At 73.2% G+C, this 25,183-nt stretch carries 26 protein-coding genes and 1 tRNA gene; 9 read left to right on the plus strand and 18 right to left on the minus strand.

Translation table 11 applies throughout. The annotated features are described in order from the left end of the window. The 7 genes from rho to WDV06_RS28410 form a co-directional block, all read right to left on the minus strand. The coding region (gene rho / locus WDV06_RS28380) for a transcription termination factor Rho (protein ID WP_395512646.1) at nt 1-1,795 on the minus strand (1,795 nt) is incomplete at its 3' end. A gap of 418 nt (nt 1,796-2,213) precedes the next feature. Beyond that, the gene (gene thrB / locus WDV06_RS28385; RefSeq protein ID WP_395512647.1) at nt 2,214-3,152 is read right to left on the minus strand and encodes a homoserine kinase; all 939 of its coding nucleotides are present in this window, start codon (nt 3,150-3,152) and stop codon (nt 2,214-2,216) included. A 352-nt stretch (nt 3,153-3,504) separates the two neighbouring features. Next, a complete protein-coding gene (gene thrC / locus WDV06_RS28390; RefSeq protein WP_042820311.1) occupies nt 3,505-4,575 on the minus strand; it encodes a threonine synthase in 1,071 nt (356 codons plus the stop codon). Nucleotides 4,576-4,581: 6 nt separating this feature from the next. After that, on the minus strand, nt 4,582-5,871 hold the full coding sequence (locus WDV06_RS28395) for a homoserine dehydrogenase (RefSeq protein ID WP_395512670.1): 1,290 nt from the start codon (nt 5,869-5,871) through the stop codon (nt 4,582-4,584). Between the two features lie 160 nt (nt 5,872-6,031). After that, entirely contained in the window at nt 6,032-7,423 is a 1,392-nt protein-coding gene (lysA, locus tag WDV06_RS28400; protein WP_395512648.1) for a diaminopimelate decarboxylase, read from the minus strand. A gap of 19 nt (nt 7,424-7,442) precedes the next feature. After that, on the minus strand, nt 7,443-8,372 hold the full coding sequence (nrtL, locus tag WDV06_RS28405; protein ID WP_395512649.1) for an ArgS-related anticodon-binding protein NrtL: 930 nt from the start codon (nt 8,370-8,372) through the stop codon (nt 7,443-7,445). Between the two features lie 104 nt (nt 8,373-8,476). After that, nucleotides 8,477-8,896 carry a response regulator gene (locus WDV06_RS28410; RefSeq protein ID WP_395512650.1) on the minus strand — a complete coding sequence of 140 codons (420 nt, stop codon included), beginning with the start codon at nt 8,894-8,896 and terminating at the stop codon, nt 8,477-8,479. A gap of 155 nt (nt 8,897-9,051) precedes the next feature. Between WDV06_RS28410 and WDV06_RS28415 the strand changes: the two genes are divergently transcribed. Next, nucleotides 9,052-9,123 (plus strand) — tRNA-Arg (locus WDV06_RS28415). A gap of 113 nt (nt 9,124-9,236) precedes the next feature. On the opposite strand, the gene WDV06_RS28420 is transcribed toward WDV06_RS28415, so the two are convergent. Both WDV06_RS28420 and WDV06_RS28425 read right to left on the minus strand, forming a co-directional pair. Then, entirely contained in the window at nt 9,237-9,848 is a 612-nt protein-coding gene (locus WDV06_RS28420; RefSeq protein WP_395512651.1) for a hypothetical protein, read from the minus strand. Continuing rightward, complete coding sequence (locus WDV06_RS28425; protein ID WP_395512652.1) at nt 9,845-9,985, minus strand: hypothetical protein; 141 nt, start codon at nt 9,983-9,985, stop codon at nt 9,845-9,847. Before WDV06_RS28425 ends, WDV06_RS28420 begins: the two co-directional genes overlap by 4 nt. 367 nt (nt 9,986-10,352) lie before the next feature. On the opposite strand from WDV06_RS28425, the gene WDV06_RS28430 reads away from it, so the two are divergent. Beyond that, nucleotides 10,353-10,721 (plus strand): hypothetical protein, encoded by a 369-nt coding sequence (locus tag WDV06_RS28430; RefSeq protein ID WP_395512653.1) that lies wholly within the window; start codon nt 10,353-10,355, stop codon nt 10,719-10,721. Nucleotides 10,722-10,740: 19 nt separating this feature from the next. On the opposite strand, the gene WDV06_RS28435 is transcribed toward WDV06_RS28430, so the two are convergent. Further along, a complete protein-coding gene (locus WDV06_RS28435; protein ID WP_395512654.1) occupies nt 10,741-11,109 on the minus strand; it encodes a DUF6083 domain-containing protein in 369 nt (122 codons plus the stop codon). Nucleotides 11,110-11,440: 331 nt separating this feature from the next. Here WDV06_RS28435 and WDV06_RS28440 point away from each other — a divergent pair, with 331 nt between their 5' ends. Beyond that, complete coding sequence (locus WDV06_RS28440) at nt 11,441-12,421, plus strand: XdhC family protein (RefSeq protein ID WP_395512655.1); 981 nt, start codon at nt 11,441-11,443, stop codon at nt 12,419-12,421. A 60-nt stretch (nt 12,422-12,481) separates the two neighbouring features. Next, entirely contained in the window at nt 12,482-12,877 is a 396-nt protein-coding gene (locus WDV06_RS28445; RefSeq protein WP_395512656.1) for a DUF6479 family protein, read from the plus strand. A gap of 53 nt (nt 12,878-12,930) precedes the next feature. Here WDV06_RS28445 and WDV06_RS28450 read toward each other — a convergent pair whose 3' ends face one another. Together WDV06_RS28450 and ligD are read right to left on the minus strand one after the other, a co-directional pair. Next, nucleotides 12,931-13,875: an ATP-dependent DNA ligase gene (locus tag WDV06_RS28450; RefSeq protein WP_395512657.1), complete on the minus strand. Its 945-nt coding sequence runs from the start codon at nt 13,873-13,875 to the stop codon at nt 12,931-12,933. Next, nucleotides 13,872-14,768, minus strand: a complete 897-nt coding sequence (gene ligD, locus WDV06_RS28455; RefSeq protein ID WP_395512658.1) for a non-homologous end-joining DNA ligase — start codon at nt 14,766-14,768, stop codon at nt 13,872-13,874. The genes WDV06_RS28450 and ligD overlap by 4 nt, the downstream gene beginning before the upstream one ends. Nucleotides 14,769-14,799: 31 nt before the next feature. Between ligD and ku the strand changes: the two genes are divergently transcribed. Further along, the gene (gene ku / locus WDV06_RS28460) at nt 14,800-15,915 is read left to right on the plus strand and encodes a non-homologous end joining protein Ku (RefSeq protein WP_395512659.1); all 1,116 of its coding nucleotides are present in this window, start codon (nt 14,800-14,802) and stop codon (nt 15,913-15,915) included. Nucleotides 15,916-15,957: 42 nt separating this feature from the next. Here ku and WDV06_RS28465 read toward each other — a convergent pair whose 3' ends face one another. Beyond that, nucleotides 15,958-16,764: an NERD domain-containing protein gene (locus tag WDV06_RS28465; protein WP_395512660.1), complete on the minus strand. Its 807-nt coding sequence runs from the start codon at nt 16,762-16,764 to the stop codon at nt 15,958-15,960. A gap of 180 nt (nt 16,765-16,944) precedes the next feature. Between WDV06_RS28465 and WDV06_RS28470 the strand changes: the two genes are divergently transcribed. Beyond that, entirely contained in the window at nt 16,945-17,547 is a 603-nt protein-coding gene (locus tag WDV06_RS28470) for a hypothetical protein (RefSeq protein WP_395512661.1), read from the plus strand. A 39-nt stretch (nt 17,548-17,586) separates the two neighbouring features. Here the strand turns inward: WDV06_RS28470 and WDV06_RS28475 are convergent, their stop codons facing one another. From WDV06_RS28475 to WDV06_RS28485, 3 genes are read right to left on the minus strand one after another with little or no spacing between them, the layout of a single operon-like run. Next, nucleotides 17,587-17,862: a hypothetical protein gene (locus tag WDV06_RS28475; RefSeq protein WP_395512662.1), complete on the minus strand. Its 276-nt coding sequence runs from the start codon at nt 17,860-17,862 to the stop codon at nt 17,587-17,589. A gap of 10 nt (nt 17,863-17,872) precedes the next feature. Then, entirely contained in the window at nt 17,873-18,601 is a 729-nt protein-coding gene (locus WDV06_RS28480) for a TetR/AcrR family transcriptional regulator (protein ID WP_395512663.1), read from the minus strand. 37 nt (nt 18,602-18,638) lie between these two features. After that, nucleotides 18,639-19,568: an AurF N-oxygenase family protein gene (locus tag WDV06_RS28485; RefSeq protein ID WP_395512664.1), complete on the minus strand. Its 930-nt coding sequence runs from the start codon at nt 19,566-19,568 to the stop codon at nt 18,639-18,641. Nucleotides 19,569-19,745: 177 nt separating this feature from the next. Between WDV06_RS28485 and WDV06_RS28490 the strand changes: the two genes are divergently transcribed. Next, the gene (locus tag WDV06_RS28490; protein ID WP_395512665.1) at nt 19,746-20,852 is read left to right on the plus strand and encodes a ferritin-like domain-containing protein; all 1,107 of its coding nucleotides are present in this window, start codon (nt 19,746-19,748) and stop codon (nt 20,850-20,852) included. Nucleotides 20,853-20,912: 60 nt separating this feature from the next. Here WDV06_RS28490 and WDV06_RS28495 read toward each other — a convergent pair whose 3' ends face one another. Both WDV06_RS28495 and WDV06_RS28500 read right to left on the minus strand, forming a co-directional pair. Then, nucleotides 20,913-22,373, minus strand: a complete 1,461-nt coding sequence (locus WDV06_RS28495) for a penicillin-binding transpeptidase domain-containing protein (RefSeq protein WP_395512666.1) — start codon at nt 22,371-22,373, stop codon at nt 20,913-20,915. Beyond that, nucleotides 22,370-23,734 (minus strand): FtsW/RodA/SpoVE family cell cycle protein, encoded by a 1,365-nt coding sequence (locus WDV06_RS28500; protein WP_395512667.1) that lies wholly within the window; start codon nt 23,732-23,734, stop codon nt 22,370-22,372. The genes WDV06_RS28495 and WDV06_RS28500 overlap by 4 nt, the downstream gene beginning before the upstream one ends. A 110-nt stretch (nt 23,735-23,844) precedes the next feature. Between WDV06_RS28500 and WDV06_RS28505 the strand changes: the two genes are divergently transcribed. Both WDV06_RS28505 and WDV06_RS28510 read left to right on the plus strand, forming a co-directional pair. Continuing rightward, complete coding sequence (locus tag WDV06_RS28505) at nt 23,845-24,237, plus strand: DUF6325 family protein (protein WP_395512668.1); 393 nt, start codon at nt 23,845-23,847, stop codon at nt 24,235-24,237. Beyond that, complete coding sequence (locus tag WDV06_RS28510) at nt 24,237-24,674, plus strand: SHOCT domain-containing protein (protein ID WP_395512669.1); 438 nt, start codon at nt 24,237-24,239, stop codon at nt 24,672-24,674. Before WDV06_RS28505 ends, WDV06_RS28510 begins: the two co-directional genes overlap by 1 nt. Nucleotides 24,675-25,183: the final 509 nt, after the last annotated feature.

Here is a 25,183-nt window from a genome sequence, read left to right on the forward strand (position 1 = left end):
ACTCCTCGAAGATCACCTCGTCCATGCGCGAGCCGGTGTCGACGAGCGCGGTGGCCAGGATGGTCAGCGAGCCGCCGTCCTCGATGTTGCGCGCGGCACCGAAGAAGCGCTTCGGCGGGTACAGCGCGGTCGAGTCGACACCACCGGACAGGATGCGGCCGGAGGCGGGCGCCGCGAGGTTGTACGCGCGGCCCAGGCGGGTGATGGAGTCCAGCAGGACCACCACGTCGTGACCCAGCTCGACGAGGCGCTTGGCACGCTCGATGGCCAGCTCGGCGACGGTGGTGTGGTCCTCGGCCGGGCGGTCGAAGGTCGAGGAGATGACCTCGCCCTTGACCGACCGCTGCATGTCGGTGACCTCTTCCGGACGCTCGTCGACCAGGACGACCATCAGGTGGCACTCGGGGTTGTTGGTGGTGATCGCGTTGGCGATCGCCTGCATGATCATGGTCTTGCCGGTCTTCGGCGGGGCCACGATCAGACCGCGCTGGCCCTTGCCGATCGGCGACACGAGGTCGATGATGCGGGTGGTCAGCACGCCCGGGTCGGTCTCCAGGCGGAGCCGGTCCTGCGGGTAGAGCGGGGTCAGCTTCTGGAACTCGGGGCGGCCGCGGCCCGATTCGGGCGACATGCCGTTGACGGAGTCCAGACGCACGAGGGCGTTGAACTTCTCGCGGCGCTCGCCGTCCTTGGGCTGGCGCACGGCGCCGGTGGTGTGGTCGCCCTTGCGCAGACCCGCCTTGCGGACCTGGGCCAGGGAGACGTACACGTCGTTCGGGCCGGGCAGGTAGCCGGAGGTCCGGATGAACGCGTAGTTGTCGAGGATGTCGAGGATGCCCGCGACGGGGATCAGGACGTCGTCGTCGGCGACCTGCGGCTCGCCCGGGGCGAACTCGTCGCGGCCGCGGCGGCCACGGCGGTCGCGGTAGCGGCCGCGACGGCCGCGACGGCCGTCCTCGCCGTCGAAGTCGTCCTGCGGACCGTTGTCCTGACGGCCCTGCTGGCCCCGGCCGCCACCCTGCTGCTGGCGGTCCTGTCGGTCCTGGCGGTCGGCGCGGTCCTGGCGGCCGCCCTGCTGCTGGCCCTGGCCGCCCTGCTGCTGGCCCTGCTCGTCGGCCTTGGCGCCGCGGTCGCGGCGGCTCTGGCGGTCACCGCGGTCGCCGCGGTCGCCGCGGTCACGGCGGTCACGGCGGCTGCGGCCCTCGCCGGCCTCCTGCGCGGGGGCCTGGCCCTGCGCCTGGGCGGAGACGGCCACGGCCTGCTCCGCCTTGGCCTCGGCCTGCGGGGCGACCGCGGGGGCCTCGGTCTTCTGCTCGACCTGCACGACGGCGGGGGCCGAGGACTCGGGGCTGCCGGAGGGGGCGGTGGCGCGGCGGCGGCGGCGCTCGCCGGCCGGGGCGTCCTCGCTGATCGGCTGGCCCGGGATCTCGATCTGGGCCTGTGCGGCGGGCTTCTCGGCGGGCGCGGCGGCGGCCGCCTCGCCCGTGCGGGCCTTGCTGGTGGCGCGGCGCTTCGGCTTGGCCTCGGCGGCGTCCGCGGCGGGGGCCGCGGCCTTGGGGGCGCTGGCGCCCTGCGCCTCCTTGATGACCTCGATCAGCTGGCTCTTGCGCATCCGCGCGGTGCCCCTGATACCGAGGCCCGACGCGACCTGCTGCAGCTCGGCCAGGACCATGCCCTCAAGGCCGGTGCCGGAGCGGCGGCGCCGGGTGGCAGTGGCAGCTGCGGCGCCCGCGGCGGGGGCACTGGTGTCGACGTTGGTGTCGGCAGCGCCCATCAGATCGGTGGTGTCGCTCACGAAGGGTCCTTCCCTGGAGCGGACGTCGGCCTGTCTGGCTCGGCGACCGGTTGTGCTGTCCGGCAGCAGTCCTAGGTGTGTGGACGGTGCCGGGGCGGTGGTCCGCCGGTAGAGATACGGCGGAGAGAAACGTGCATGGGTGGTTCCGGCGAGAAGCCCCCGAGCTGGAAGCGTGGGAATGTCACGCCGATTCCGGAGCGTGCTCGAAACTGCTGGAAGCGATCAAAGCAGTCGGGGAGGCTCCCGGAAGAAAGGTGGTCCCGGATGGGGACACTGAGCACCGAGCCATGGCGGCTTCGGTTGCGTACTTGAGATTAACACTACCGGATCCAACAGACATTCCCCCTCTCAATCACCGGCAATCGCCCTTCCGGGGGCGAACGGCCTGCCCGGCCGCCCGCCCCGGAGGGCCGTGTCCCTAGGACACGGGCTGACCGCCCTGGGCGCCCAGCGGAAGGACGCTCGCACCCGCGGCGTCGAGGGCGAGCCGGTTCGCGGCCCACCCCTCACCCGCGAGCTGCGCGACCTTGTCGGCCGCGTCGTTGTCGACCAGCGCGAGGACCGTGGGGCCCGCGCCGGAGATGACCGCGGGGATACCGTCCGCCCGCAGCCGGTTGACGAGCGCCACGCTCTCCGGCATCGCCGGGGCGCGGTACTCCTGGTGCAGCCGGTCCTCGGTGGCGGGCAGCAGGAACTCGGGACGCCTGGTCATGGCCTCCACGAGCAGGCCCGCGCGCCCCGCGTTCACGGCGGCGTCCACGTGCGGAACGGTACGCGGCAGCAGGCCGCGGGCGGTCTCGGTCAGGACCGGCTTCGACGGGACGAAGACCACCGGAACGATGGAATCCGCGGGGTCCATACGGATCGCCTTCGCACTGCCGCCCTCCATCCAGGCGAGGGTGAAGCCGCCGAGGAGACAGGCCGCCACGTTGTCCGGGTGGCCCTCGATCTCGGTGGCCAGCTCCAGCAGCGCCGTGTCGTCGAGCCGGGCCTCGCCGCCTATGGTCACGGCGCGCGCGGCGACGATGCCGGCGCAGATCGCGGCCGAGGAGGAGCCGAGGCCCCGTCCGTGCGGGATGCGGTTGGCGCAGACGACCTCCAGGCCGCGGGGCTGTCCGCCCAGCAGGTCGAAGGCGGTGCGCATGGAGCGTACGAGGAGGTGGCTCTCGTCACGCGGGAGGGTGTCGGCGCCCTCGCCCGCGATGTCGATGTTCAGACCGGAGTCGGCGACGCGGACGACCACGTCGTCGTAGAGCCCCAGGGCCAGGCCGAGGGCGTCGAAGCCGGGGCCGAGGTTGGCACTGCTGGCGGGCACGCGCACCCGTACGGCGGCGGCGCGGAACGCTGGACCTGCCATCGGTCGATGACACTCCTTGTGACTGTGCGGGATCCGGCGGACTGTGCGGGATCTTCGCTGCGAAATGTACTGGAGAACGTACGACACCCGAAGGCCCTCGGGGCAGCACCGCGGTCATATGCGCGATGGCGGATGTCAGTACAGCGTATCGAAGGAAGGTTCTTCCGCGACATAGGGCGCACAGGAGGCGCGCGATGCGTGTCGGTGTCTTCCGGTGGACCGGCGCCTCGTTGCCGTCGGCTTCCGGTGCCGTACGGGCCGGGCCACCGGGTTCCGGAAGGTTTCCGGAACCCGGCAACGCCGGTCACGGGCCGTGGTGCGTGGCCCAGGGGTTCCCGGGTCGGGCCCGGGGTCAGACCAGGCCGAGGCGGACGGCCGCGGCCTCGGCGTCCACCGGAACCGTGACGGGCTGCGGAGCGCCGGCGACCGCCCAGTCGGGGTCCTTCAGGCCGTTGCCGGTGACGGTGCACACGATCTTCTGACCGGGATCGACCAGACCGAGCTCCGCCGCCTTGAGCAGGCCGGCCACCGAGGCGGCCGAGGCGGGCTCGACGAAGACGCCCTCCTGGGAGGCCAACAGGCGGTAGGCCGCGAGGATCTGGCGGTCCGTCACCTCGTCGATGAAGCCGCCCGACTCCTCCTTCGCGGCGAGCGCGTAGTCCCAGGAGGCCGGGTTGCCGATCCGGATCGCGGTGGCGATGGTGTGCGGCTCCTTGACGACCTCCCCGCGCACGATCGGCGCCGAGCCGGAGGCCTGGAAACCCCACACGCGGGGCGTACGGGAGGCCAGGCCGTCGGCCTTGTACTCCTTGAAGCCCTTCCAGTACGCGGTGATGTTGCCGGCGTTGCCGACGGGCAGCACGTGGATGTCGGGGGCGTCGCCGAGCGCGTCGACGATCTCGAACGCGGCCGTCTTCTGGCCCTCGATGCGCACCGGGTTGACGGAATTGACCAGCGCCACCGGGTAGTTGTCGGACAGCGCGCGGGCCAGGTCGAGGCAGTCGTCGAAGTTGCCGTCAACCTGCAGGATCTTGGCGCCGTGCACGAGGGCCTGGCCCATCTTGCCCAGCGCGATCTTGCCGCGCGGCACGAGGACCGCGGACACCATGCCGGCGCGCACCGCGTACGCGGCGGCGGACGCGGAGGTGTTGCCGGTGGAGGCGCAGATGACGGCCTTGGCGCCGTCCTCCTTGGCCTTGGTGATGGCCATGGTCATGCCGCGGTCCTTGAAGGACCCGGTGGGGTTCGCGCCCTCGACCTTGAGGTGCACCTCACAGCCGGTGCGCTCGGAGAGCACCTGGGCGGGAACGAGGGGAGTGCCACCCTCCCGGAGCGTGACCACGGGGGTCGTCTCGGTGACCGGCAGCCGGTCCCGGTACTCCTCGATGATGCCGCGCCACTGGTGGGTGCGATTGCTGCTCATGGGTCCTTACTCCCCTTCAACACGCATGATGCTGGCGACACCGCGCACGGTGTCCAGCTTCCGCAGCGCCTCGACGGTCCCGGAGAGGGCGGCGTCGGGGGCGCGGTGGGTGACGACGACGAGGGAGGCCTCACCGTCCTTGCCCTGCTGCCTGACGGTGTCGATCGACACGCCGTGCTCCGCGAAGGTGGTCGCCACCTGGGCGAGGACGCCCGGCTTGTCCGCCACATCGAGGCTGATGTGGTAGCGGGTGACGACGTCCCCCATGGGGCTGACGGGCAGCTGGGTGTACGCCGACTCGCCGGGCCCCGTTGCCTCGGCGAGCTTGTTGCGGCAGACGGCGACGAGGTCGCCGAGGACCGCGGACGCGGTCGGCGAACCGCCCGCGCCGGGCCCGTAGAACATGAGCCGCCCGGCGGCCTCCGCCTCGACGAAGACCGCGTTGTAGGCCTCGCGGACGGAGGCGAGCGGGTGGCTGAGCGGGATCATCGCCGGGTGGACGCGGGCGGTGACGGACTCGCCGTCCGCGGCGCGCTCCAGGATGGCCAGGAGTTTGATGGTGCAGCCCATCCGCTTGGCGGAGGCGAAGTCCGCGGCGCTGACCTCGGTCATGCCCTCGCGGTACACGTCGTCGAGGCGGACGCGGGTGTGGAAGGCGATGCCGGCCAGGATCGCGGCCTTGGCGGCGGCGTCGTAGCCCTCGACGTCGGCGGTCGGGTCGGCCTCGGCGTAGCCGAGGGCGGTGGCCTGGTCGAGGGCCTCCTGGTAGCCGGCGCCGGTGGAGTCCATCTTGTCGAGGATGAAGTTCGTCGTGCCGTTGACGATGCCCATCACCCGGTTGATCTTGTCGCCGGCGAGGGACTCGCGCATCGGGCGGACCAGCGGGATGGCGCCGGCGACGGCGGCCTCGTAGTACAGGTCCAGCCCCTGCGCCTCGGCCGCGGCGTGCAGCGCCGCGCCGTCCTGGGCGAGCAGCGCCTTGTTGGCGGAGACGACGGAGATGCCGTTCTCGAAGGCGGTGGTGATCAGGGTCCGGGCGGGCTCGATGCCGCCGATGACCTCGATGGCCACGTCGATGTCGCCGCGTTTGAGCAGCGCGGTGGCATCGGTGGTGACCAGCGCGGGGTCGATGCCCTCGCGCACCTTGGAGGGGCGGCGCACGGCGACGCCGGCGAGCTCGACGGGCGCGCCGATCCTGGCGGCCAGATCGTCGGCGTGCGTCGTCATGATGCGCGCCACCTCTGAGCCGACCACTCCACAGCCCAGCAGCGCCACCTTCAGCGGACGCGTACGCATCATTCGACCTACGCCTTTCGATCTTTCTTCGCTTCCGGCGCGCGGGGTTGCGCGCCAGGTATGAACCAGTCTCACTCAATGGACAGCAGTTTCCATCCTCGGTCCATTGAGTGAGACGTCTATTTTCGGGACGGGGCGGCCCGTCCCGAAAATATGGAAATCATCCGAGGTCGAGGGACAGGAGATCTTCCTCCGTCTCACGCCGGACGATCACCCGCGCGGCCCCGTCGCGCACGGCGACGACGGGCGGGCGGAGCGCGTGGTTGTAGTTGCTGGCCATGGAGCGGCAGTACGCGCCGGTGGCCGGAACGGCGATCAGGTCGCCGGGGGCCAGGTCCGCGGGCAGGAAGGCGTCACGGACGACGATGTCGCCGCTCTCGCAGTGCTTGCCGACGACGCGGACGAGCATGGGCTCGGCGTCGGAGACGCGGGAGACGAGCGTGACGGCGTACTCGGCGTCGTACAGCGCCGTCCGGATGTTGTCGGACATGCCGCCGTCGACGGAGACGTACGTCCGCAGGCCTTCGAGGGGCTTGATCGTGCCGACCTCGTAGAGGGTGAAGGCGGTCGGCCCGACGATGGCGCGGCCGGGCTCGACGGAGATCCGCGGGGCCTTGAGCCCCGCGCTCTCGCACTCCCGCGCGACGATCTCGGTGAGCGCCTTGGCGATCTCGTGGGGCTCGCGCGGGTCGTCGGCGGAGGTGTAGGCGATGCCGAGGCCGCCGCCGAGGTCGATCTCGGGCAGCTCGACGCCGTGCTCGTCGCGGACGGCGGCCAGCAGCTGCACGACCCTCTTCGCGGACACTTCGAAGCCGGCCATGTCGAAGATCTGGGAGCCGATGTGGGAATGGACGCCGAGCAGCTCCAGCGAGTCGTGCCCGAGCGCCCGCCGCACCGCCTCGGCGGCGGACCCGTCGGCGACGGCGATGCCGAACTTCTGGTCCTCGTGCGCGGTGGCGATGAACTCGTGCGTGTGCGCTTCCACGCCCACGGTCACCCGGATCTGTACGGGCTGCCGCACACCCAGCTCGGCGGCGACGTGCGCGACCCGCGCGATCTCCTGGAAGGAGTCGAGCACGATCCGCCCGACGCCGGCGGAGACCGCGCGCCGGATCTCGCCCTCCGACTTGTTGTTGCCGTGGAAGGCGATCCGCTCGGCGGGCATCTCGGCGGCGAGGGCGGTGGCCAGCTCCCCGCCCGAACACACGTCGAGGTTCAGCCCCTCTTCCTTGAGCCACCGCACCACGGCCTTGGAGAGGAACGCCTTGCCGGCGTAGAAGACGTCGGCGTCCTTGCCGAAGGCGTGCGCCCAGGCACGGCAGCGGGCCCGGAAGTCCTCCTCGTCGAGGAAGTAGCCGGGGGTGCCGAACTCCTCGGCGAGCCTGGTCACTTCGATGCCGCCGACGGTGACGACCCCGTCCTCGTTCCGCGTGACGGTCCGCGACCAGACCTTCTCGTCGAGCGCGTTCAGGTCGGCGGGCGGCGGGGCGTAGTGGCCCTCGGGCAGGACGTCGGCGTGGCGGGGCCCGGCGGGGTGCGCGGAACGGCTCATCGGTTTCTCTCTTCGGGAGTCACAAAGAATCGGGGGCGTCCATGCCGAGGAGGGCGAGGCCGCCGGCCAGCACCGCCCCGGCGGCTTCGGCAAGAGCCAGCCGGGCGCGATGGGCGGCCGAGGGTTTCTCGTCCCCGAGGGGCAGGACCTGGTGCTGGAAGTCGAGCAGCGCGTCGGCGAGGGCGACGAGGTGCCGGGCGAGCCGTTCGGGCGCCCGGTGGTGCGCGGCGGCTTCGAGGGCGAGGGGGTGGTCGGCCAGGGCCCGCAGGAGGGCGGGCGCGTCGACGGCGCCGGGTTCGGCGTGGAACCCGAGGTCCGCGGCGTTGCGCGTCAGCGCCCGCGCCCGGGCGTGCGCGTACCGGACCCGGAAGGCCTCGTTCTCCTCGGCCTGTACGAGCAGCCCGGCGCCGAAGACGGGCGTCTCCCGCGCCGGCACCGCGACCATGGCCCAGACGGCCGCACCGGCCCCGTACCGCGCCCGCACGTCCCCGTCCCGCCGGGCGACGGGCGCGACGCGCGGCCCGCCGTCCTCCGGGGGGAAGCCCTGCCCCTCCCGGATCCGCGCGACGGCGCCGCGCACCACCTGCTCCCGCCCCCCGCCGACGGTCTCGCTCCGCGCCGGAACGCGGCCGTACCGCTCCGGGCGCCCGCTCACGTCCCGCACCAGCTCGGCGGCGGAGAGGGGGGCGAGGGTGAAGTTCAGGAATCCGGGCCCGGTGACGTCGACGGCCGCGATGCCCGGCTCCAGGGAGAGCGCCCCGGCGAGCGCGAGGGCCCCCTCGGCCCCCCGGCCCATCCTCAGCGCGACGGGACTTGCGTACTCCCCCACCCCGCCGGGCCGGGTCCGCTCGACGACCGCCCGCGCGGGCGCGGGCCCGTCCAGTTCCCCGGCCTCGACGGCACGGCGTACGGCACGTACGACGGCACGAGAGAGGTCGGCGGGGATCACGGCACCCAGCCTAGGGGAGAAGCCCGTCGCACATGCATCGGGTTTCGCCATGTGGAATAGCCGGTCCCCGAAGCGTGGAACGCCCGGCCCTCCGGTCCCCCTCCTCAGGCCCCTCTGCCGGCCGGGGCGCCCTTCCGCTCCCGCCGGTCCTTCCGCTCGACGAGCCGCCGTACGACCCTCACCAGCTCGGCGGGCTCGAAGGGCTTGGCGAGGAAGGCGTCCACCCCGGCGGCGATCCCCGTCTCGACCTCGTACTGCGTACAGGCGCTGACGATGGCGACGGGCACGTGCCGCGTCCGCGGATCGGCCCGCAGCTGCGCGGCGGCCCCGAATCCGTCCAGCCGCGGCATGACCACATCAAGGGTGATCGCGTCGGGGCACACCCGGTGGACGACGTCCAGGCACTCGGCACCATCGTTCGCGGTCACGACCTCGAAGCCCTCCAGTTCGAGATTGACCTTGATCAGCTGCCGGATGACCTTGTTGTCGTCGACAACGAGGACCCGGCCCGAGGCGCCTGGCACAACTTGAGAGTAGGTCGCCCTAAGCCCCCGCGTCCGGGTTTTTGCCACTTCCACCCCCTCCGGGCGACCGGCCTCCCTCCTCCCGCCCAAAACCGTTCCTGATCACCCCGCGGAAGCTGGTAGTGTTCAACCCGTCGCCGCAACGCGAACGACACGCCCCCGTAGCTCAGGGGATAGAGCAACGGCCTCCGGAGCCGTGTGCGCAGGTTCGAATCCTGCCGGGGGCACTTCGCACGAAGTGCCCAAAGACCCCGCCATCAGCGGTCACGCTGAGGACGGGGTCTTCGCGTATGCGCCGACGGTCCGGCCAGTCGGCCGGCCGGTTGCGGGGATCGGAAGCTCAGGACGGCGGCTTCTCGATGTTCGCGTCGCTTTCGGCCCGGATGTAGACGCGTGTGGTGCCCGGCTGGAACTCATACGCGTGGATCTTCGCGCACATCCGGAGCGCGTCGCTCTCGGGCGTCTGCGCGTCGTGCGGGCAGACACTCGTGACGCGCATGCCCTCGACGAGGGTCTCCGGCTCGGGCAGGCCGAGATGAGCGAAGCCGTCTCCGCGCGCGTGTCCCGGCTGCTCCGGGTGCCGGTTCCGGGCCATCCCGGTGCCCTGGCGGCGGAGCGGGTCCAGGAACCGGTCGGCCTCCTCGGTCCGCACGGTGAAGGCGAGGAGCACCGCGTCGTACTGCATGTTGGTGTGGAGCCCCGCGCGCCGGTCAACGGCCGTGTCCGGTACGCGGAGTCCCGTCACGGTCGCCGCCCAGTCGGGTGTGGCGTTCTGCTCCCAGCAGCACTGCTGTCGGCCCTCGCCGGGGTACCGCAACCCGTACGTGAGCATGAGCACCCAGCCGAGGCCTCCGAGAACGCACAGGCCCGCCAACACCCAGGCGCCGACGGCGAGGCGCCGCCGGTACCCCTTCCGGATTCCGGGCCCGGGCGGGCCCGCAGGGCCGCTCATCGGTCGATGTCCCCGTCGCCACTGCGGGCATGGCGGCCGGGGTCGCTGCGCTCACCGGCTCGCCCGGGCTCGTCGGGGACGGGCAGTACCGCGCCGCTGCCCGGTTCGTAGTGCCGGACCGAACCGCTTCCCGCCATGTTGAACTCCTGGGGCCAGACCCACCTTGTGCTGCCGGCCCGGCTCGCCGTCGGGCACGTCGGCTCTGCGTACAGACCTCGGCGGCCTGACCTCAACAAGGGTGTCTTCGTCGGGAGTTCGGGAAGGCGGGCCTGCTCGGCGGTCGCGTCCCTGTCGGTGCGATCCGGACGGCCGTCCCCATCCGTGAGGGTGCGGTCACCGGACGTGTCCGAGGGTGCGGCTGAAGCGTTTACCCCCTGGCCCTGCGTCCCGTCAAGGCACGTGAATCCGGGGCCTGACCCGGCGCGGGTGGCGGGGCCTACTGGAGGTGTGGTCGAGAGGGAAAGGAGCCTCCGGCCGGCCCGTACCGACCGGAGGAGGATTCCCATGTCCGCGCAGCCGTTCTGGACCCGTCGTCCGTTCGTGTTCGCCGCCTCGGCCGTCATCGCCGCCGGGAGCGCCGTGCTGAACGTCGCCGCTTTCGCCGCCGTGCACGGGACGCCGCACATCGCCGTGGCCGATCAGCAGGTGCAGTGCATCAAGGCGCCCTGCGCGCCGGCGGACGGCGGCGGGCCCTGGAACGGGAAGGACGGGCACCCCCGGGGGAACCCGTCCCACCACGTCCGGGAGTGCTTCGCGGCGCCCTGCGGGCCGGCGGACGGCGGCTTCCCGCCGCCCAATCCGGCCCCCACGGGGACGCGGGCGGACGTTCCCGACGACTCGGGGACGCAGTTCAAGGGCGGGCCCCTGGCCTGATCCCGGCGGGCCGTTTCGGCTAGCCGGCGTCGGGCCAGTCCTGGGCGGGTTCCGCCCGGCGCCGCGCGCGGCGGCCGTTCTCGGCGCGGAGGGTGGTGAGCCAGGGCCACAGGTCCGGCAGGGGCTGGGCCGCGCAGGCGAGGCGGTGTTCTACGCGGCAGCGCTGGGCCGGGTCCGGCGGGCAGACGGCGTAGACGGTGACCCGGCCGTCGGAGCGGGTGATCCAGCGGTGCTGCGGCGGCACGACGTGGGCCAGGGGTGCCATGTCCGGCTCCAGGAGCACCCAGTCGTGCTCATCCGTGGCCATCCGGTCCACCGGCAGGCCGCAGTGCGGGCAGTGCGGTTGCCCGGCGCGCAGCCGGGGCGGTTCGTCCTGGTAGTCCCCCATACCGTGAGGGTCGACAGTCCGGCGGGTCGTGCAAAGGGCGCGAACCGGCCAGGACGGCTGGGACCGGTGGGTACGCGTGGGGTGGGGGACGGCGCGAGGGGCGAGCGGCGTCACGTGCGGCACGTCGGCGTCGGCCGGGAGGGCGCGGGTGGGGCCGTAGCCGTGTCGCGGCCGGGTTCGTTCCGGTGGACCGTACGAGGGGGTGGGGCAGGGTCTGTGTGTTCGGGGGGTGGTGGGGGGACCCCCGGTGCGTAGGGTGGATTTGAGGCCGCTCTGTGCCGTTGACCAGGTGCTTTGTGGCGTGATGGCGCATAGAGGATGGGGAGACGAGATGCGTGAGCTGGCGGAGACGGCGCGGCAGTGGGTGGCCGAGGGGCGGGTGGCGTTCCTGGCGCGGCCGGTGACCGAGCAGGGGTTCGGGCCGCGGGATCCCGCCGGGGCCGTGCTCGTGGACGCGCGGGGTGAGTGCGTGGGCGCCCTGTACCGCGGGGTGTTCGACGCCGAGCTCGCGGCCGAGGCGGCCGCCGTGGGGGCCGGGGGCGGCGCCCGGGTGTGCGAGGTGTCGGTGGGGGCCGGGGAGGCCACCGAGGCGAAGCTGACCTGCGGGGGGCAGGCCGAGGTGCTGTTGCAGCCGCTGTCCGCGGTTCCGGCCGAGTGGTGGGAGCTGCTCGGGACGGGGGCCGGGGTGGCGCTCGTGACCCGGCTGAGCGAGGGGGCGGACGCCGCCGTGAGCGAGGTCGTACGGGCCGGGGACGCTCCCGTGGACGACGCCGGGCGGCGGGCCGGGGAGCTGCTCGGAACCCGCCGGCCGGGGCGGGACGCGCTGTACGGGGGGTCGGGGCTGGTCCTCGTCGAGGCGTACCCGTCGGCTCCCTGCGTGGTGATCGGCGGCGCGGGCGAGCTGGCCGAGGTCATCGGGGCGCAGGCCGCGCTGCTGGGGTGGGAGTCGGTGGTGGTCGAGGACGCCGGGGCGGCGGAGAAGGTGCTCCGTCAGCACCGGGACGCCGCCTGCCTGGTGCTGCTCAGCCACGAGCCGGACTTCGACGTGCCGGCCCTGCGGACCGCTCTGGCGCTGGGGATCCCGTACGTGGGTGCGCTGGGGTCCCGGCGGACCACGGCGCGGCGTCGGGAGGGGCTGGTGGCCGCCGGGGTGGGCGAGGCCGAGCTGGCACGGGTGCACGGGCCGATCGGGCTCGATCTGGGGGCCAGGACCCCGGCCGAGACGGCCCTGGCGATCTGCGCGGAGATCCTCGGGGTCCTGGGCGGGCGGGACGCCCGGGGGCTGCGGGATTCCGACGGGCCCCTGAGGTAGGAGGCATGATTCTTTGGGCTGGGCACGTGAAAAAGGTGTGAAAACGGGAAAATAACACCCATGGACATGATCCTGAGCGTGGACGAGACCCTCTCCCGCAGCGCGTGGTTCTTCATCGTCGGAATCGCCATCGCGGGGTTCCTGCTCGCCGGGTTCAAGCTGGGGCAGCGGGTCCGGGCCAAGGAACCGCCGCCGCCCACTCCCGAGAGCCAGCCGCACCTGCCCGAGGGCGGCGCCGTGCACGAGGTCCGCGAGGAGCGGGACCAGGTGGAGATCCCCGAGGGCGGACTGAGGCCGCACGAGATGCAGGGTTACGGGAACTTCGGCTCCCGCACCTCCGATCACCCCGACGAGGTACGGGCCGAACGTGAGGCCGGGTACAAGCCGGTGACCGGCCCCGGGCCGCACCCGCAACCGGGGGCGCCGCCCGACGCGGGTCGCGGGGCCCACGCCTGACGGGACTCCGCAGCAGCGTCACGACTCTCTGACCCGTGCCCCGGGGGCGCGGGTCAGAGGTCCGTCCGGAGGCGGAGCACCTCCGGCGGAGGGTGCCGCGTGGAGGCGTGGCGGACCTCGGCCGCGAGGGGCGGGTCCAGCGGGGTGTACGGGGTTTCGCCCAGGCCGATCGCCGTGACCGTGGGCGGCTCCGCCGGCTGCCCCGCCGTGGTCCGCGCCGACGGGGTCCGCCCCGGCGGGGACGCGGCCACCGCGTCCCGCAGGGCCGCCGCGAGGTCGGCCCGCAGGCCCGGCGCGAGGGGGCTCGACAGCAGGGGGGTCTCCTCCTCCCCGGGGAGGACCAGGACGAGGGCGAGGGGGCGGCGCGCCGTTCCGGTGTAGCCGACCGCCGCCGCGTCCCGGACGCTGGTGTGCCGAAGCTTGCGCCAGGCCCGCCGGCCGGAGGGGTAGGGCTGGTCCAGGCGTTTGACGACGAGCCCCTCGATGCCGCTCGCGGGCAGGGTGTCGTACCAGGTCTGCGCCAGTTCCGGGTCGGTCGTCATCGGCACCGGCTGGAGCGGCGGCCCGAGGGGGACGAGGAGGTCGACCAGCAGGGCGCGGCGGCGCTCGTAGGACTGGGCGCGCACGTCCAGGCCGGCCAGTTCCAGGACGTCGAAGGCCGCGTACGAGGCGGGCAGGGCGCGGGCCAGGGACGGGGCGCGGGCCGGGGTGGCCGCCGCGCGCCGCTGGACCAGCGCGAAGTCCGTGCGGCCGTCGTGCCAGACGACCACCTCCCCGTCCAGGACCGTCCGGGCCGGCAGCCGCCGCGCCGCCGCCGCGAGGTCGGGGAAGGCGGCGGTGACGGTGCGGCCGGAGCGGGCCTGGAGGACGACGTCCTCGGCGGTGCGCAGGACGACCATCCGGTGGCCGTCGAACTTCGGCTCGTACGCCAGTCCGGGGCCGCGCGGCAGGCTGCGTACCGAAGCCGCCAGGGCCACCCGGACGGGCCGCGTGGTCATCGGTGGGTCCCGGGGAGCGCTCCGGCCCGGGCGGGGTCCAGGAGGGGGGCCAGGAGGTCGCCGTCGCGGTCGAGGCGGGGCGGGATGTCGTCGGCGAGGAAGACCAGGTCGCCCGGGTCCCGGCAGGCCTCGACCTCCGCCCAGGTGACCGGGGCGGAGGCGGTCGGCTGCGGCCGGGCGCGCAGGGTGTAGGGGGCGGCGGTGGTCTTGGCGGCGGCGTTCTGGCTGTGGTCGACGAAGACCTTGCCGGGGCGCAGCGCCTTGGCCATCCGGTGCACGACGAGGCCGGGCAGTGCGGCCTCGGCCTCCTGCGCGAGCCGTTTGGCGTACGCGGAGACCCGCGCGGACGGGGTCGGCTCCACCGCTACGGCCAGGTGCAGGCCCTTGGAGCCGGAGGTCTTGGCGTAGGCGTGCAGCCCGTCGGCGGCGAGGCGGTCGCGCAGCCAGAGGGCCACGGGGCGGCACTCGACGATGGTGGCGGGCGGGCCGGGGTCGAGGTCGAAGACGATGCGGTCGGCGACGGCGGGGGTGGCGGCGGGCCACTGGTGGACGTGGAACTCGACGACCAGGTTGGCGGCCCAGACGAGGGCCGGCAGGTCGGATACGAGCACCTGTTCGGCGCCGGGGTCGTCGGAGCGGGGCACGGGGGCGGTCTTCACCCAGGCGGGGGTGCCGGGCGGCGGGTTCTTGGTGAAGAAGAGCTGGCCGTCGGGGCCGTCCGGATAGCGAAGGAAGGAGACGGGGCGGTCATGGATGTGCGCGAGGAGGGCAGGCGCCACGGTGGCGTAGTAGTGCAGCACCTCGCCCTTGGTGAAGCCGGTCCGCGGATACAGGACCTTGTGCAGGTTGCTGAGCGCGATGCGACGCCCCTCCACCAACGTGATCGGCGTCATACGATGAGATTGCCACGAATCAGGAGGAACCGTGCGATCCATTTGGAATGGGGCGATTTCCTTCGGCCTGGTCAGCATCCCGATCAAGCTCGTGAACGCCACCGAGAGCCACTCCATCTCCTTCCGACAGATCCACGTGACGGACGGCGGGCGCGTCCGCTACCGCAAGGTGTGCGAGCTGGACGGGGAAGAGGTGTCGTCGGACGAGATCGGGAAGGGGTACGAGGAGGCGGACGGGTCGATCGTGCCGATCACGGACGAGGACCTGGCGCAGCTGCCGATCGCCACGGCGAAGACGATCGAGATCGTGTCGTTCGTGCCGGCCGACCAGATCGACCCCCTCCAGATGGATTCCGCGTACTACCTGGCGGCGAACGGGGCCACGGCCGCGAAGCCGTACACCCTGCTGCGGGAGGCACTGAAGCGGAGCCGGAAGGTGGCCATCGCCAAGTTCGCGCTGCGGGGCCGGGAGCGGCTGGGGATGCTGCGGGTGGTCGACGACGTCATCGCCATGCACGGCCTGCTGTGGCCGGACGAGATCCGGGCGCCGGAGGGCGTGGCGCCGGAGGCGTCCGTGTCGGTGCGGGAGGCGGAACTGGATCTGGCGGACGCCCTGATGGCCACGTTGGGGGAGGTCGAGCTCTCCTCCCTGCGGGACGAGTACCGCGAGGCCGTGGAGGCGATGATCGCGGCGAAGGCGGGGGGCGCGTTCGAGCCGTCGGAGGCGGTGGTGGAGCCGGCCGGCGGGCAGGTGATCGACCTGATGGCCGCGCTGGAGAGCAGCGTGCGGGCGGCCCGGGCCTCCCGGGGCGAGGACTCCGGCGCGGGCGGCACGGAGGCCGAGGTCACGCCGATCCGCAGGAAGACGGCCGCGGCGCCGAAGGCGGTGGGCGGGAAGAAGTCGACCGCGTCGGGAACCGGCAAGGGCGGCGGCGCCGCGAAGTCGCCCGCGCGGAAGTCCACTTCGAAGGCGGCGGCCGGCAAGTCGGCCGCCGGGAAGACCGCTTCGAGTACGAAGTCCACGGCGAGGTCCACGGCGAAGTCCACGGCGAAGTCCGCCTCGGCCGCCACCGCGAAGAAGGCCGCGGCGGGCGCCCGGGCGGGAACGGCGAAGAAGGCCGCGCCACGGAAACGCAGTTCCGCCTGAGGCGTTGCGGCCCCGGCGGCCGCCGCACGGGGGCCCGGCCGCTCAGTCCGTCCACGTCGTCGTCGTGCGGGCCAGGGTGAACAGGGCTTCCACGTCCGGGGGTTTGAGGGTCGCCGGGACGGCCCGGAGGGTGGCCGTCAGGATCGGGGGCTGGAGGACCAGGACGTCCCGGAGGGTCGGGGCGACCTCCACCCGGGTGGCGTCCGCGAGGGACAGGGCCGGGGTGACCGGCGACGCGAGGACGCGGGCGGCGCGGGCAGCCGCCCGGCGGATCCAGCGGGGGTCGGAGGTGGGGGTGGCGCGGCCCACCGCGAGGAGGAGGTCGCCGACGTGGGCCCGCTGGCGGCGGGCCGGGACCGTCCGGAGGGCGAGGACCCCCGGCGGCCCGATGAGCAGGTGGTCCAGCAGGCCGAGCCCCGGCAGGGGGACGTCGTGCACGACCCGCCAGTCCGCGGCCTCCAACAGGTCGAGCTCCGCGCCCGTGCACTGGAGCGCCAGGAGGTGGCGGCGCATCCGGTGCCGGTTCCTGCCACCGCCCGCAGCGCCGTACTCCAGTTCACCGAGGAGGGTTTCGCCGGGCCGGTTCGGGGCCAGGTCGTCGTCCGGCGGCAGGTGCAGGCGGCGCAGTTCGGCCGCGGTGGGGACGGGGGGCGGGCCGATGCTCCAGTCGCCGCCCAGGTACGGGCGGAGCGCGGCGAGTACGGCCGCGCGCAGGTCGTGGTCGTCGGAGAGGACGCTGATCCGGTTGGTCTGCCGGTCGTACCAGGCCACCGCCTGGCCGTCGGGCCGGTTGACGTAGAGCCGGCCGCGGCCGGGCCGTCCGCTCGGCAGCACCTTGAGTCCGCGCATCCGCCTCACCCCCGCCTTCCATGGGAGCAGGCGCCGCCGCCCTCGGCAATCCCTCGAACATGTAACAGCTCCGTCGGCTCCCTGCTGCCTTCCTGTTACAAGGCCAGTGCGCTACCGCAACAGCCCGCCCCTACGTTGGTGCCACCTGCCCGCACCGCCGCCCCGCACCGAAGGACTCCCGTGGACGCCGTCAGCCGCCGCACCATCGTTCGCGCCACCGCCGTGACCGCATGCGCCGCTGCCCTGCTGGCGCTGCCCACCGCCGCGGCGCTCGCCGACGGGGTTCCGGCCGCGTCCGCCGCCGGTGCGCAGCGGACCCTCGTCAGCAGCCTGTCCCTCGCGGACGGCACGTCGACCGCCAGGGTGTACCGCCTGGCGAAGGACGCCTACCAGGCGGAGATCCTGCGCGCGGGCACCACGGTGGCGACGCTGACGAGCCGTGACGGGACCACGGGCGTGGGCGGGGCCGGTGAGCTGCACGCCGCGCTGCGGCCGGACGGACGGCTCTCCTCCTGGACCGGCGAGACCCGGGCGCAGGACGGCTCGCACGCGGTGGCCGGCGACGGCCACAAGACGGCGACCCGCCACGGCGCGGGCCAGGTCGTCCCGGCTGTCGCCGGGACCCACCGCACCGTCGGAACCGCCGAGGCCCTGCGGCTGAACACCCTGGCCGACGGACCGGGCGAGGGGCTGCTGCTGCTCGCCGCAGGCGGCGGGATCGCTGCCGTGGGCGCGGCCGGGCTGGGCTTCGCCATGCTGCGCCGGGGGCGCACGGACGGCTGACGCCGCCCGGCGCGCAGGGGCGGGGTCCCGTCCCGCTCCTCAGGGCTCGCGCTTCGGGCGCATGCGCCAGGGCAGGCCCAGCTTCGGCTTCCCGCCCGTCGGGCGGTACGCGTACTTCCAGCCCTTCTGGAGCCCCAGCCGCTTCGTGTACCCCGACGGCACCCGCTCGTACAGCAGGACCGTCGGGGGTCCCCCGTCGGCGGCGGGGACGGGGATCTCGTACCACTTCGGCGGGTGGCCCGTCGGTCCGAGGAGGATCGGGAGGACCCGGCCGTCCATCGGGCCGCCCTCGAAGGGGGTCGGTTGGCTTCTCACCCCACCAGTGTCACAGCAGGTGGGCGGCTTCGGAGACCACCGGGACGACGCGGCGGGCGAGGAGCCCCGCCGGGCCGTCGGGGCGTTCCAGGGCGAGGGCGGCGCGGGCGGCGCCGGCCGTTTCCGGGTCGGTGGCGGCGGTCGCGGTCAGGAGGGCGATGAACTGGTCGACCAGCCAGTCGCGGAGGGTGGTGGCCTCCGGCTGTTTGCCCTCGTCCAGCCAGATGAGGGAGGCGGCCTCCACGGCCGTGATCCAGGTGCGGACCATCATCCTCAGCCGGGGGCCGGGCCCGGGGGCGGGGACGTCCAGGTGGAGCAGGATCTGTTCGGCCGCGGCGCGCCGGATGCCGTCCACGGTGGCGGTGGTGCGCGAGGTCTCGACGACGCTGCCGCCCTGGAGGAGGGCGGCGAAGCCGGCGTCGTGCTCGTCGACGAAGGCCAGGTAGCGGTCGAGGACGCGGGAGAGCCGGCCGGTGAGGGGGCCGGCCTGGGGTTCGGCGAAGCACAGTTCGAGGACGTCCGCGGCCGACCGCAGGGCGGCCTCGTACAGCTGCTGTTTGCCGCCGGGGAAGTAGCGGTAGACCAGCGGGCGCGAGACGCCCGCGGCCTCCGCGACCTCGTCGAGGGAGATCTCCTCGGGGGCCCGGTGCGCGAACAGCGACAGGGCCGCGTCGAGGAGTTGGGCCCGCCGCTCCTCGACGCTCAGCCGGCGGTAGGCACGTACGGTGCGTACGGTCATGTCCGCAGCGTAGACGTACGGTGCGGCGCGCGGGGGTTTACGCGAGGAGGCCGGAGCTCTTCCAGAGGCGGCGGCCGGGTCCGCGCAGGACGCCGATGTCGTCGAGGAAGTCGGTGAGCCGCTTGGCGCCGGTCTGCATGACCTCGCGGCGGTGGCCGCTGGCCTTGACCTGGGCCACCGCCTCGCGGCGGTCGAGGCCGACGTTGTCGTAGACGGCGGGGTTGACGAAGGCGAGGGAGAAGACGCGGGCGGCCTCGCCGCAGCTGAGCCGGGTGAGTTCGCGTTCCCAGCGGGGCGCGGTGAGCATCTGGCGGCGCAGTTCCTCGCGGGCGTAGCGGACGTGCCGGGCCTCCTCGATGACGTGGATGCGGGTCACGCCGCGGACGAGGGGCTGGATGCGCTCGTCGGGGAAGGTGAGGCGCTGCATCCAGTCGAGGATCTCCTCGCCGAGGAGGGTGCAGGCGAAGGAGCCGGGGGTGGTGGAGATGGTCTTCAGGACGCGGGCGAGGTTGTGGTGGGCGCGGGAGACCGGGTAGGCGGGGGCGCCGCCCGTCCGGATCATGCGGGCGAACATCATGGAGTGGCGGCACTCGTCGGCGATCTCGGTGAGGGCGTAGCGGACGTGGTTGCTGGTCAGCGGCTTGTCGTAGATGTGCCGGACGAGGAGCTGCATGAGGATGATCTCGAACCAGATGCCGAGCGAGGCGAGGGCGGCGGCTTCGTGGCGGGAGAGTTCGATGCGCTGCTCCTCCCCCATCTTCTTCCACAGCGGGGTGTCGTAGAGGGAGAGCAGCTCGGGCGGCCAGTAGTACTTGCCGTCGACGGGCGGGGCGTCCCAGTCGAGTTCCCTGTCGGGGTCGAAGGAGTGCCTGGCGGAGGATTCGAGCAGGCGCTCGGCGATCTGTTCGCGGTCCTTGAGGAGGCCGAGGGCGTCCCTCAGCGCGGCTCGCTGCGTCACGGTCGTCATGGCTCGGGGCACCTCGGCGGTCGGGTTACCAGCGGTCACCTCTTATAAGACTGCTTGTCAGCAAGGTCGTCAATCCCTCGCGCACGACTTGTTGACCCCGTGTCTACCAACGTGTGACGCTGCCAACTGTCCAGTCCTGTACCGCAGTACGGCAGCACGTGACACGAGGAGGCGTCAGTGTCGACGCACGAGCTCTACACCACGGCCCCGGGCGAGGGCGTCTGGCAGGTGCCCGCCGGCGGCGCGGCCCGCTTCAGCTGGGAGTACGACGAGGGCCGCGAACGCCTCCTCGCGCTCTACCAGAAGGGCAAGGACAAGCAGTGGGACGGCGCCAAGCGCATCGACTGGGACATCGAGGTGGACCCGTACGACCCGCTGGGCACCCCCGACGAGGTGCTGACGCTGTACGGGACGCGGCACTGGGCCAAGCTCACCGAGGAGGACAAGGGCGAGCTGCGCCGCCACTACGCCGCCTGGAACTTCAGCCAGTTCCTCCACGGCGAGCAGGGCGCCATGGTGTGCGCCGCCCGCATCGTGGAGTCCGTGCCGGACCTGGACGCCAAGTTCTACTCCGCCACCCAGACCATGGACGAGGCCCGGCACGCCGAGGTCTTCGGGCGCTTCCTGCACGAGAAGGTCGGGATGCTCTACCCGATCAACGACAGCCTCCAGGAACTGCTGGGCGACACCCTGCGCGACTCCCGCTGGGACATGCCCTACCTGGGCATGCAGGTGCTCATCGAGGGGCTGGCGCTGGCCGCGTTCGGGATGATCCGCGACACGACGGACAAGCCCCTGCCGAAGCAGATCCTCGCGTACGTGATGCAGGACGAGGCCCGTCACGTGGCCTTCGGACGGATGGCCCTGCGCGACTACTACCGCCAGCTGACGGACGCCGAACTGCGCGAGCGCGAGGAGTTCGTCATCGAGGGCTGCCACCTGATGCGCGACCGGCTGCGCGGCGTGGAGGTGCTGGAGAACTTCGGCGTCCCGCGCCGGGAGGCGGAGGAGTTCTCCGAGCAGTCGGAGTTCCTGCACCTGTTCCGCAAACTGCTCTTCAGCCGGATCGTGCCCTGCGTGAAGGACATCGGGCTGTGGGGCGAGCGACTGCAGAAGGCGTACCTGGACATGGGCGTCTTCGAGATGGGCGACTCCAACCTCGACCTGCTGATGACCCAGGACGAGGAGATCGCCGAAGCCCTCGACCGCGAACGCTTCGCGGCCGAGGAGCGGGCCCGGGTCGCGGAGGTGGAGGCCACCGTCCAGGAGGGCGCGCAGGCCTAGGGCCCGTCGTCAAACTCCCGTCGTCGCCCGGAGGGCGGCCCCGCGATGCCTGGCCGGCTCTCACCGGCCGGCCAGGGCCGCCTGCATCATCGTGCGGGCGATCGGGGCCGCCGCGCCGTTCCCGCTGATGTCGCCGCGCACCGCCGACGCGTCCTCGACCACCACCGCGACCGCCACCGCGGGCTGCGGCGCGCCCTCCGCGGCCGCCCAGCCGATGAACCAGGCGTAGGGAGTGCCCGTGTTGCCCACGCCGTGCTGGGCCGTGCCGGTCTTGCCGCCGACCCGCGCGCCCGGGATCGCCGCGTTGCGCCCCGTGCCCTCCTCCACCACCTTCACCATCAGCTCCTGCATCCGCAGCGCCGTGGGGGCGCTCATGGCCCGGCCCAGGGTGCGCGGTGCGGACCGGCGGACCAGGCCGCCGCCGTGCCGGGTCGTACGGTCCACCAGGTAAGGGGTTTCGATCTCCCCGCCGTGGGCGACGGCCGCCGCCACCATCGCCATCTGCAACGGCGTGGCCTTGGTGTTGAACTGCCCGATCGAGGACAGCGCCAGCTGGTCCGGGCTCATGTCGGTGTCGAAGTTCGACCGGGAGACCCAGGACGGCACCCTCAGGCCCTCGTCGTTGAACCCGAACCGCTGCGCCGCCTCCGCCATGCCCCGCAGACCCACCCGCACCCCGATCCCGGCCATCACCGTGTTGCAGGACCACTGCACCGCCTCCGCCATCGACGCGTCCTCGCAGCCCGTGCCGGCGTTCGGCAGCACGGTGTTCGTGCCCGGCAGCAGGTACGGGTCCGGGGTGCGGGTGGGGGCGTCCACGTCGGTGACCACCCCCGCGTCCAGGGCCGCCGCCGCCGTCACGATCTTGAACGTGGATCCCGGCGGATACGTCTCGCGCAACGCCCGGTTGAGCATCGGCTTGGCGGGGTCCGCGTTCAGCCGCGCCCAGGTCTCCTTGACCTGGGCGCCGGTGCCGGAGAGCAGGCCCGGATCGTACGAGGGGCTGCTGACCAGGGCCAGGATCCGCCCCGTCGCCGGCTCCAGCGCGACCGCCGCGCCCCGCTTGCCGCCGAGCCCCCGGTACGCGGCCCGCTGGACGGCGGCGCGCAGGGTGGTCGCGGCGTCGCCTCCGTCGGGGCGGCCGCGCGCGAGGTCGTACCAGAGGGGGAAGGCGGACAGTCCCGGGTCGGTGCCCGCCAGGACGGCGTCCTCGGCGCGCTCGACGAAGCTGGTCCCGTACGTCTGGGAGGAGAAGCCGGTGACCGGCGCGTAGAGCGGGCCGTCGGTGTAGGTCCGCTCGTAGCGCAGCAGCTGGCCGCTGTCGCGGGAGCCGGTGACGGGGCGGCCGTCGACGAGGAGGTTCCCGCGGGGCTGGGCGTACCGCTCGATCGCGGGGCGTTTGTTGGCCGGGTTCGCGCTGTAGGCCGCGGATTCCCAGACCTGCACGCGGGCCACGTTGACCAGCAGGGCGGCGAGGAGCAGCACGCAGAAGTACGCGCACCAGCGGATGTAGCGGATCATCCGGCCACCCCGGCGCGGCGGGCGCTGTCGCTGAGCCTGACCAGCAGCGCGACGATGATCCAGTTGGTGACGACGGAGGAGCCGCCCTGCGCCAGGAAGGGCATGGCCATGCCGGTGAGCGGGATCAGCCCCGTGACGCCGCCCGCGATGACGAAGACCTGGAGGGCGACGATCGAGGCGAGCCCGGTGGCGAGGAGCCGCCCGAAGGGGTCGCGCAGGGCCAGCCCGGCGCGGAAGCCCCGGGAGACGAGGAGCCCGTAGAGGAGCAGGAGGGCGGTGAGGCCGACGAGGCCGAGCTCCTCGCCCGCGGTGGCGAGGACGAAGTCCGATTTGGCGGCGAAGCCGATGAGGAAGGAGTGGCCGTGGCCGAGACCGGCGCCGAGGAGACCGCCGGCGGCGAAGGCGAAGAGGGACTGGGCGAGCTGGCCGGGGCCTTCGCCGCGTTCGATGGAGGCGAAAGGATTCATCCAGTCCTGGACGCGGCTGTGGACGTGCGGTTCGAGGGTTCCGACGGCGTAGGCGCCGAGCGCGGCGAGCCCCAGACCGACGGCGATCCAGCCGATCCGGCCGGTGGCGGTGAACAGCATGATCACGAAGAGGCCGAAGAAGAGGAGGGAGGTGCCGAGGTCCCGCTCCAGGACGAGGACCCCGACGCTGAGCAGCCAGATCGCGAGGATCGGTCCGAGGACCCGGCCGGGCAGGAGCCGGAGCCTCCAGAAGAGCCGGCGGCCGGTGAGGGCGAGGGCGGTGCGGTTGGCGGCGAGGTAGGAGGCGAAGAAGACGGCGAGCAGGATCTTGGCGAACTCCCCCGGCTGGAAGGAGAGCCCGGCGAAGCGGATCCAGATGTGGGCGCCGTTCACGGCCGGGAAGAAGACGGGGACGAGCATCAGCGCGAGCGCGGCGGCGACGGAGAGGTAGGCGTACCGCTGGAGCACGCGGTGGTCGCGCAGCCCGACGACGACCAGGGCGCACAGCCCCACCCCCAGACCCGACCACCGCAGCTGGTCCGCCGCCCCGGTCTCGCCCGGCGTGGCCAGGTCGAGCCGCTCGATGAACACGAGGCCGAGGCCGTTGAGGAGTACGGCGATGGGCAGGAGGAGCGGATCGGCGTACGGGGCCCGGATCCGCACGGCGAGGTGCGCGAGCAGCGCGGCCCCGGCGAGCCCGGCGGCATAGCGGGAGGTGGGGGTCGACACCCCGCCGGCGAGACCCACGTAGGCGTGGCCCAGCGCGCAGATCAGGACGGCTCCGGCGAGGAGCATCAGCTCGACGCCCCGGCGTCGGGGGGCGCGGGCGCCGGGGAGCGGGGGCGGAGCGGGCTCCGGCTCCGTCACCTTCGCCGTCAGGGCTGGCGGGGGCATACGGGAAACGTAGCAAGCCAAGCACCCCTATGTCCGGTTATGTCATAGTCTGCCGAAGAGTCGTCAGAAACGGTCGAGAGTGCTGTAGCGAGGAGCGGGAGCCGAGCCTTATGGGACCTGTGGAATTCATCGTCCTCGCCTTCCCCGAGGAACAGCTCCGGGTCCCGGCGGTCGAGGCCGTGATGGGGCTGCGCAAGACCGGGGTGGTGCGGCTCATCGACGGCCTCGTCGCGACGAAGACGGCCTCGGGGGAGGTCCTGGCGGCGGAGTTCGACGAGTTCGTGGAGCTGCGCGGCCTCCTGGCGGGCCGCGACGTGGCCCGGCTGATCGGCCCGGAGGACGTGCGCGAGGCGGCGGAGCTCCTGGACCGGGGCAGCTGTGCGCTGCTGCTGGTGGTCGAGCACGTCTGGGCGCAGGACGCGGCCGTCGCCGTACGGGCGGCGGGCGGGCGGATCGTGGGCTCGGTCCGGATCCCGGCGGAGCGGGTGGAGGTGGCGGGCTGATGTTCATCCGTCCGGTGAACGTGACGGTGACGGCGGCGACCCGCCGGCCGGGCCACCCCCTCCTCCGGGGCCTGCTGCGGCGGGCGGCGGGGGCGGCGGAGTGGGGCCAGGACGCGGACGCGGCCGGCGCCACCGGCGAGGAGGCCCTCGCGGAAGCCTTCGTGGAGGACGAGGACGAGGCCCTGGCGGAGGCGGCGGGGATGGAGGGGACGGACGGGATGGAGGGGATGGACGGGCGGGCGGAGGCCGTGGACGAGGCCGACGCCATGGCCCGCCCGGCCCCGTGGCCGACGAGGGCCCCCCGGGGCTCCGGGACGGCCCCGGCCGCGCACGGAAGCCTGGTGTCGGAGCTCACCCAACTGGCCGACCTGGCCCAGGAGGGGTTGCTGACCCCGGAGGAGTTCACCCAGGCGAAGCGACGCCTGCTGGAGGGGTGAGGGACGGGCGGCGGAGCGGGGCGGGGCCGAGGCGGGGCGGGGCGGGGTCTCCTTGACCGGTCTCAGGGAGGGGTTGGGGCTTTCCCGTCCGTCTCATCGTCCTTCCGTGTCGGGCCGGCCTGTCAAGGGCGCTCCTTCGTCGCGTCGCTGCGCGATGGCCTTCGGCCACCCTTGACAGACCGTCCCGCCCCGGAAAAACGAAGACTGCCGGGAAACCCCCAAAGGAACGGGACGGTCGATTGATGGACACACGGCCGGATCAGCGATGAGGCGAGGTGGTCGGGGGCCGGCAGACCAGCCATCGGGCCCGCCGGGAATGCCCTCCGGGGCCTCCCTCCGCGTCAGATCGCTACGCGCTTCTCCCGGCTTGGCGTCTACCAGCCGTCTGGGGTCGCTGCCCGCACCGGATGACGATGGAATCGTCATCCGGGACGCTCGGGCGCCCCAGATCGCTACGCGCTCCTCCCGTCCCGGCGGCCAGCGGCCGTCTGGGGCCGGTCCCCGCACCC

The sequence above is a fragment of the Streptomyces racemochromogenes genome (assembly GCF_044129415.1).
GTDB classification, from domain to species: Bacteria; Actinomycetota; Actinomycetes; order Streptomycetales; family Streptomycetaceae; genus Streptomyces; species Streptomyces racemochromogenes_A.

Excerpts from the sequence above, each read along its gene's own strand:
- thrB (WP_395512647.1), bottom strand. The coding sequence starts at position 3,152 with ATGGCAGGTCCAGCGTTCCGCGCCGCCGCCGTACGGGTGCGCGTGCCC.
- thrC (WP_042820311.1), bottom strand. The coding sequence starts at position 4,575 with ATGAGCAGCAATCGCACCCACCAGTGGCGCGGCATCATCGAGGAGTAC.
- WDV06_RS28395 (WP_395512670.1), bottom strand. The coding sequence starts at position 5,871 with ATGCGTACGCGTCCGCTGAAGGTGGCGCTGCTGGGCTGTGGAGTGGTC.
- lysA (WP_395512648.1), bottom strand. The coding sequence starts at position 7,423 with ATGAGCCGTTCCGCGCACCCCGCCGGGCCCCGCCACGCCGACGTCCTG.
- WDV06_RS28420 (WP_395512651.1), bottom strand. The coding sequence starts at position 9,848 with ATGAGCGGCCCTGCGGGCCCGCCCGGGCCCGGAATCCGGAAGGGGTAC.
- WDV06_RS28425 (WP_395512652.1), bottom strand. The coding sequence starts at position 9,985 with ATGGCGGGAAGCGGTTCGGTCCGGCACTACGAACCGGGCAGCGGCGCG.
- WDV06_RS28430 (WP_395512653.1), top strand. The coding sequence starts at position 10,353 with ATGTCCGCGCAGCCGTTCTGGACCCGTCGTCCGTTCGTGTTCGCCGCC.
- WDV06_RS28435 (WP_395512654.1), bottom strand. The coding sequence starts at position 11,109 with ATGGGGGACTACCAGGACGAACCGCCCCGGCTGCGCGCCGGGCAACCG.
- WDV06_RS28440 (WP_395512655.1), top strand. The coding sequence starts at position 11,441 with ATGCGTGAGCTGGCGGAGACGGCGCGGCAGTGGGTGGCCGAGGGGCGG.
- WDV06_RS28445 (WP_395512656.1), top strand. The coding sequence starts at position 12,482 with ATGGACATGATCCTGAGCGTGGACGAGACCCTCTCCCGCAGCGCGTGG.
- WDV06_RS28450 (WP_395512657.1), bottom strand. The coding sequence starts at position 13,875 with ATGACCACGCGGCCCGTCCGGGTGGCCCTGGCGGCTTCGGTACGCAGC.
- ligD (WP_395512658.1), bottom strand. The coding sequence starts at position 14,768 with ATGACGCCGATCACGTTGGTGGAGGGGCGTCGCATCGCGCTCAGCAAC.
- WDV06_RS28465 (WP_395512660.1), bottom strand. The coding sequence starts at position 16,764 with ATGCGCGGACTCAAGGTGCTGCCGAGCGGACGGCCCGGCCGCGGCCGG.
- WDV06_RS28480 (WP_395512663.1), bottom strand. The coding sequence starts at position 18,601 with ATGACCGTACGCACCGTACGTGCCTACCGCCGGCTGAGCGTCGAGGAG.
- WDV06_RS28485 (WP_395512664.1), bottom strand. The coding sequence starts at position 19,568 with ATGACGACCGTGACGCAGCGAGCCGCGCTGAGGGACGCCCTCGGCCTC.
- WDV06_RS28495 (WP_395512666.1), bottom strand. The coding sequence starts at position 22,373 with ATGATCCGCTACATCCGCTGGTGCGCGTACTTCTGCGTGCTGCTCCTC.
- WDV06_RS28500 (WP_395512667.1), bottom strand. The coding sequence starts at position 23,734 with ATGCCCCCGCCAGCCCTGACGGCGAAGGTGACGGAGCCGGAGCCCGCT.
- WDV06_RS28505 (WP_395512668.1), top strand. The coding sequence starts at position 23,845 with ATGGGACCTGTGGAATTCATCGTCCTCGCCTTCCCCGAGGAACAGCTC.
- WDV06_RS28510 (WP_395512669.1), top strand. The coding sequence starts at position 24,237 with ATGTTCATCCGTCCGGTGAACGTGACGGTGACGGCGGCGACCCGCCGG.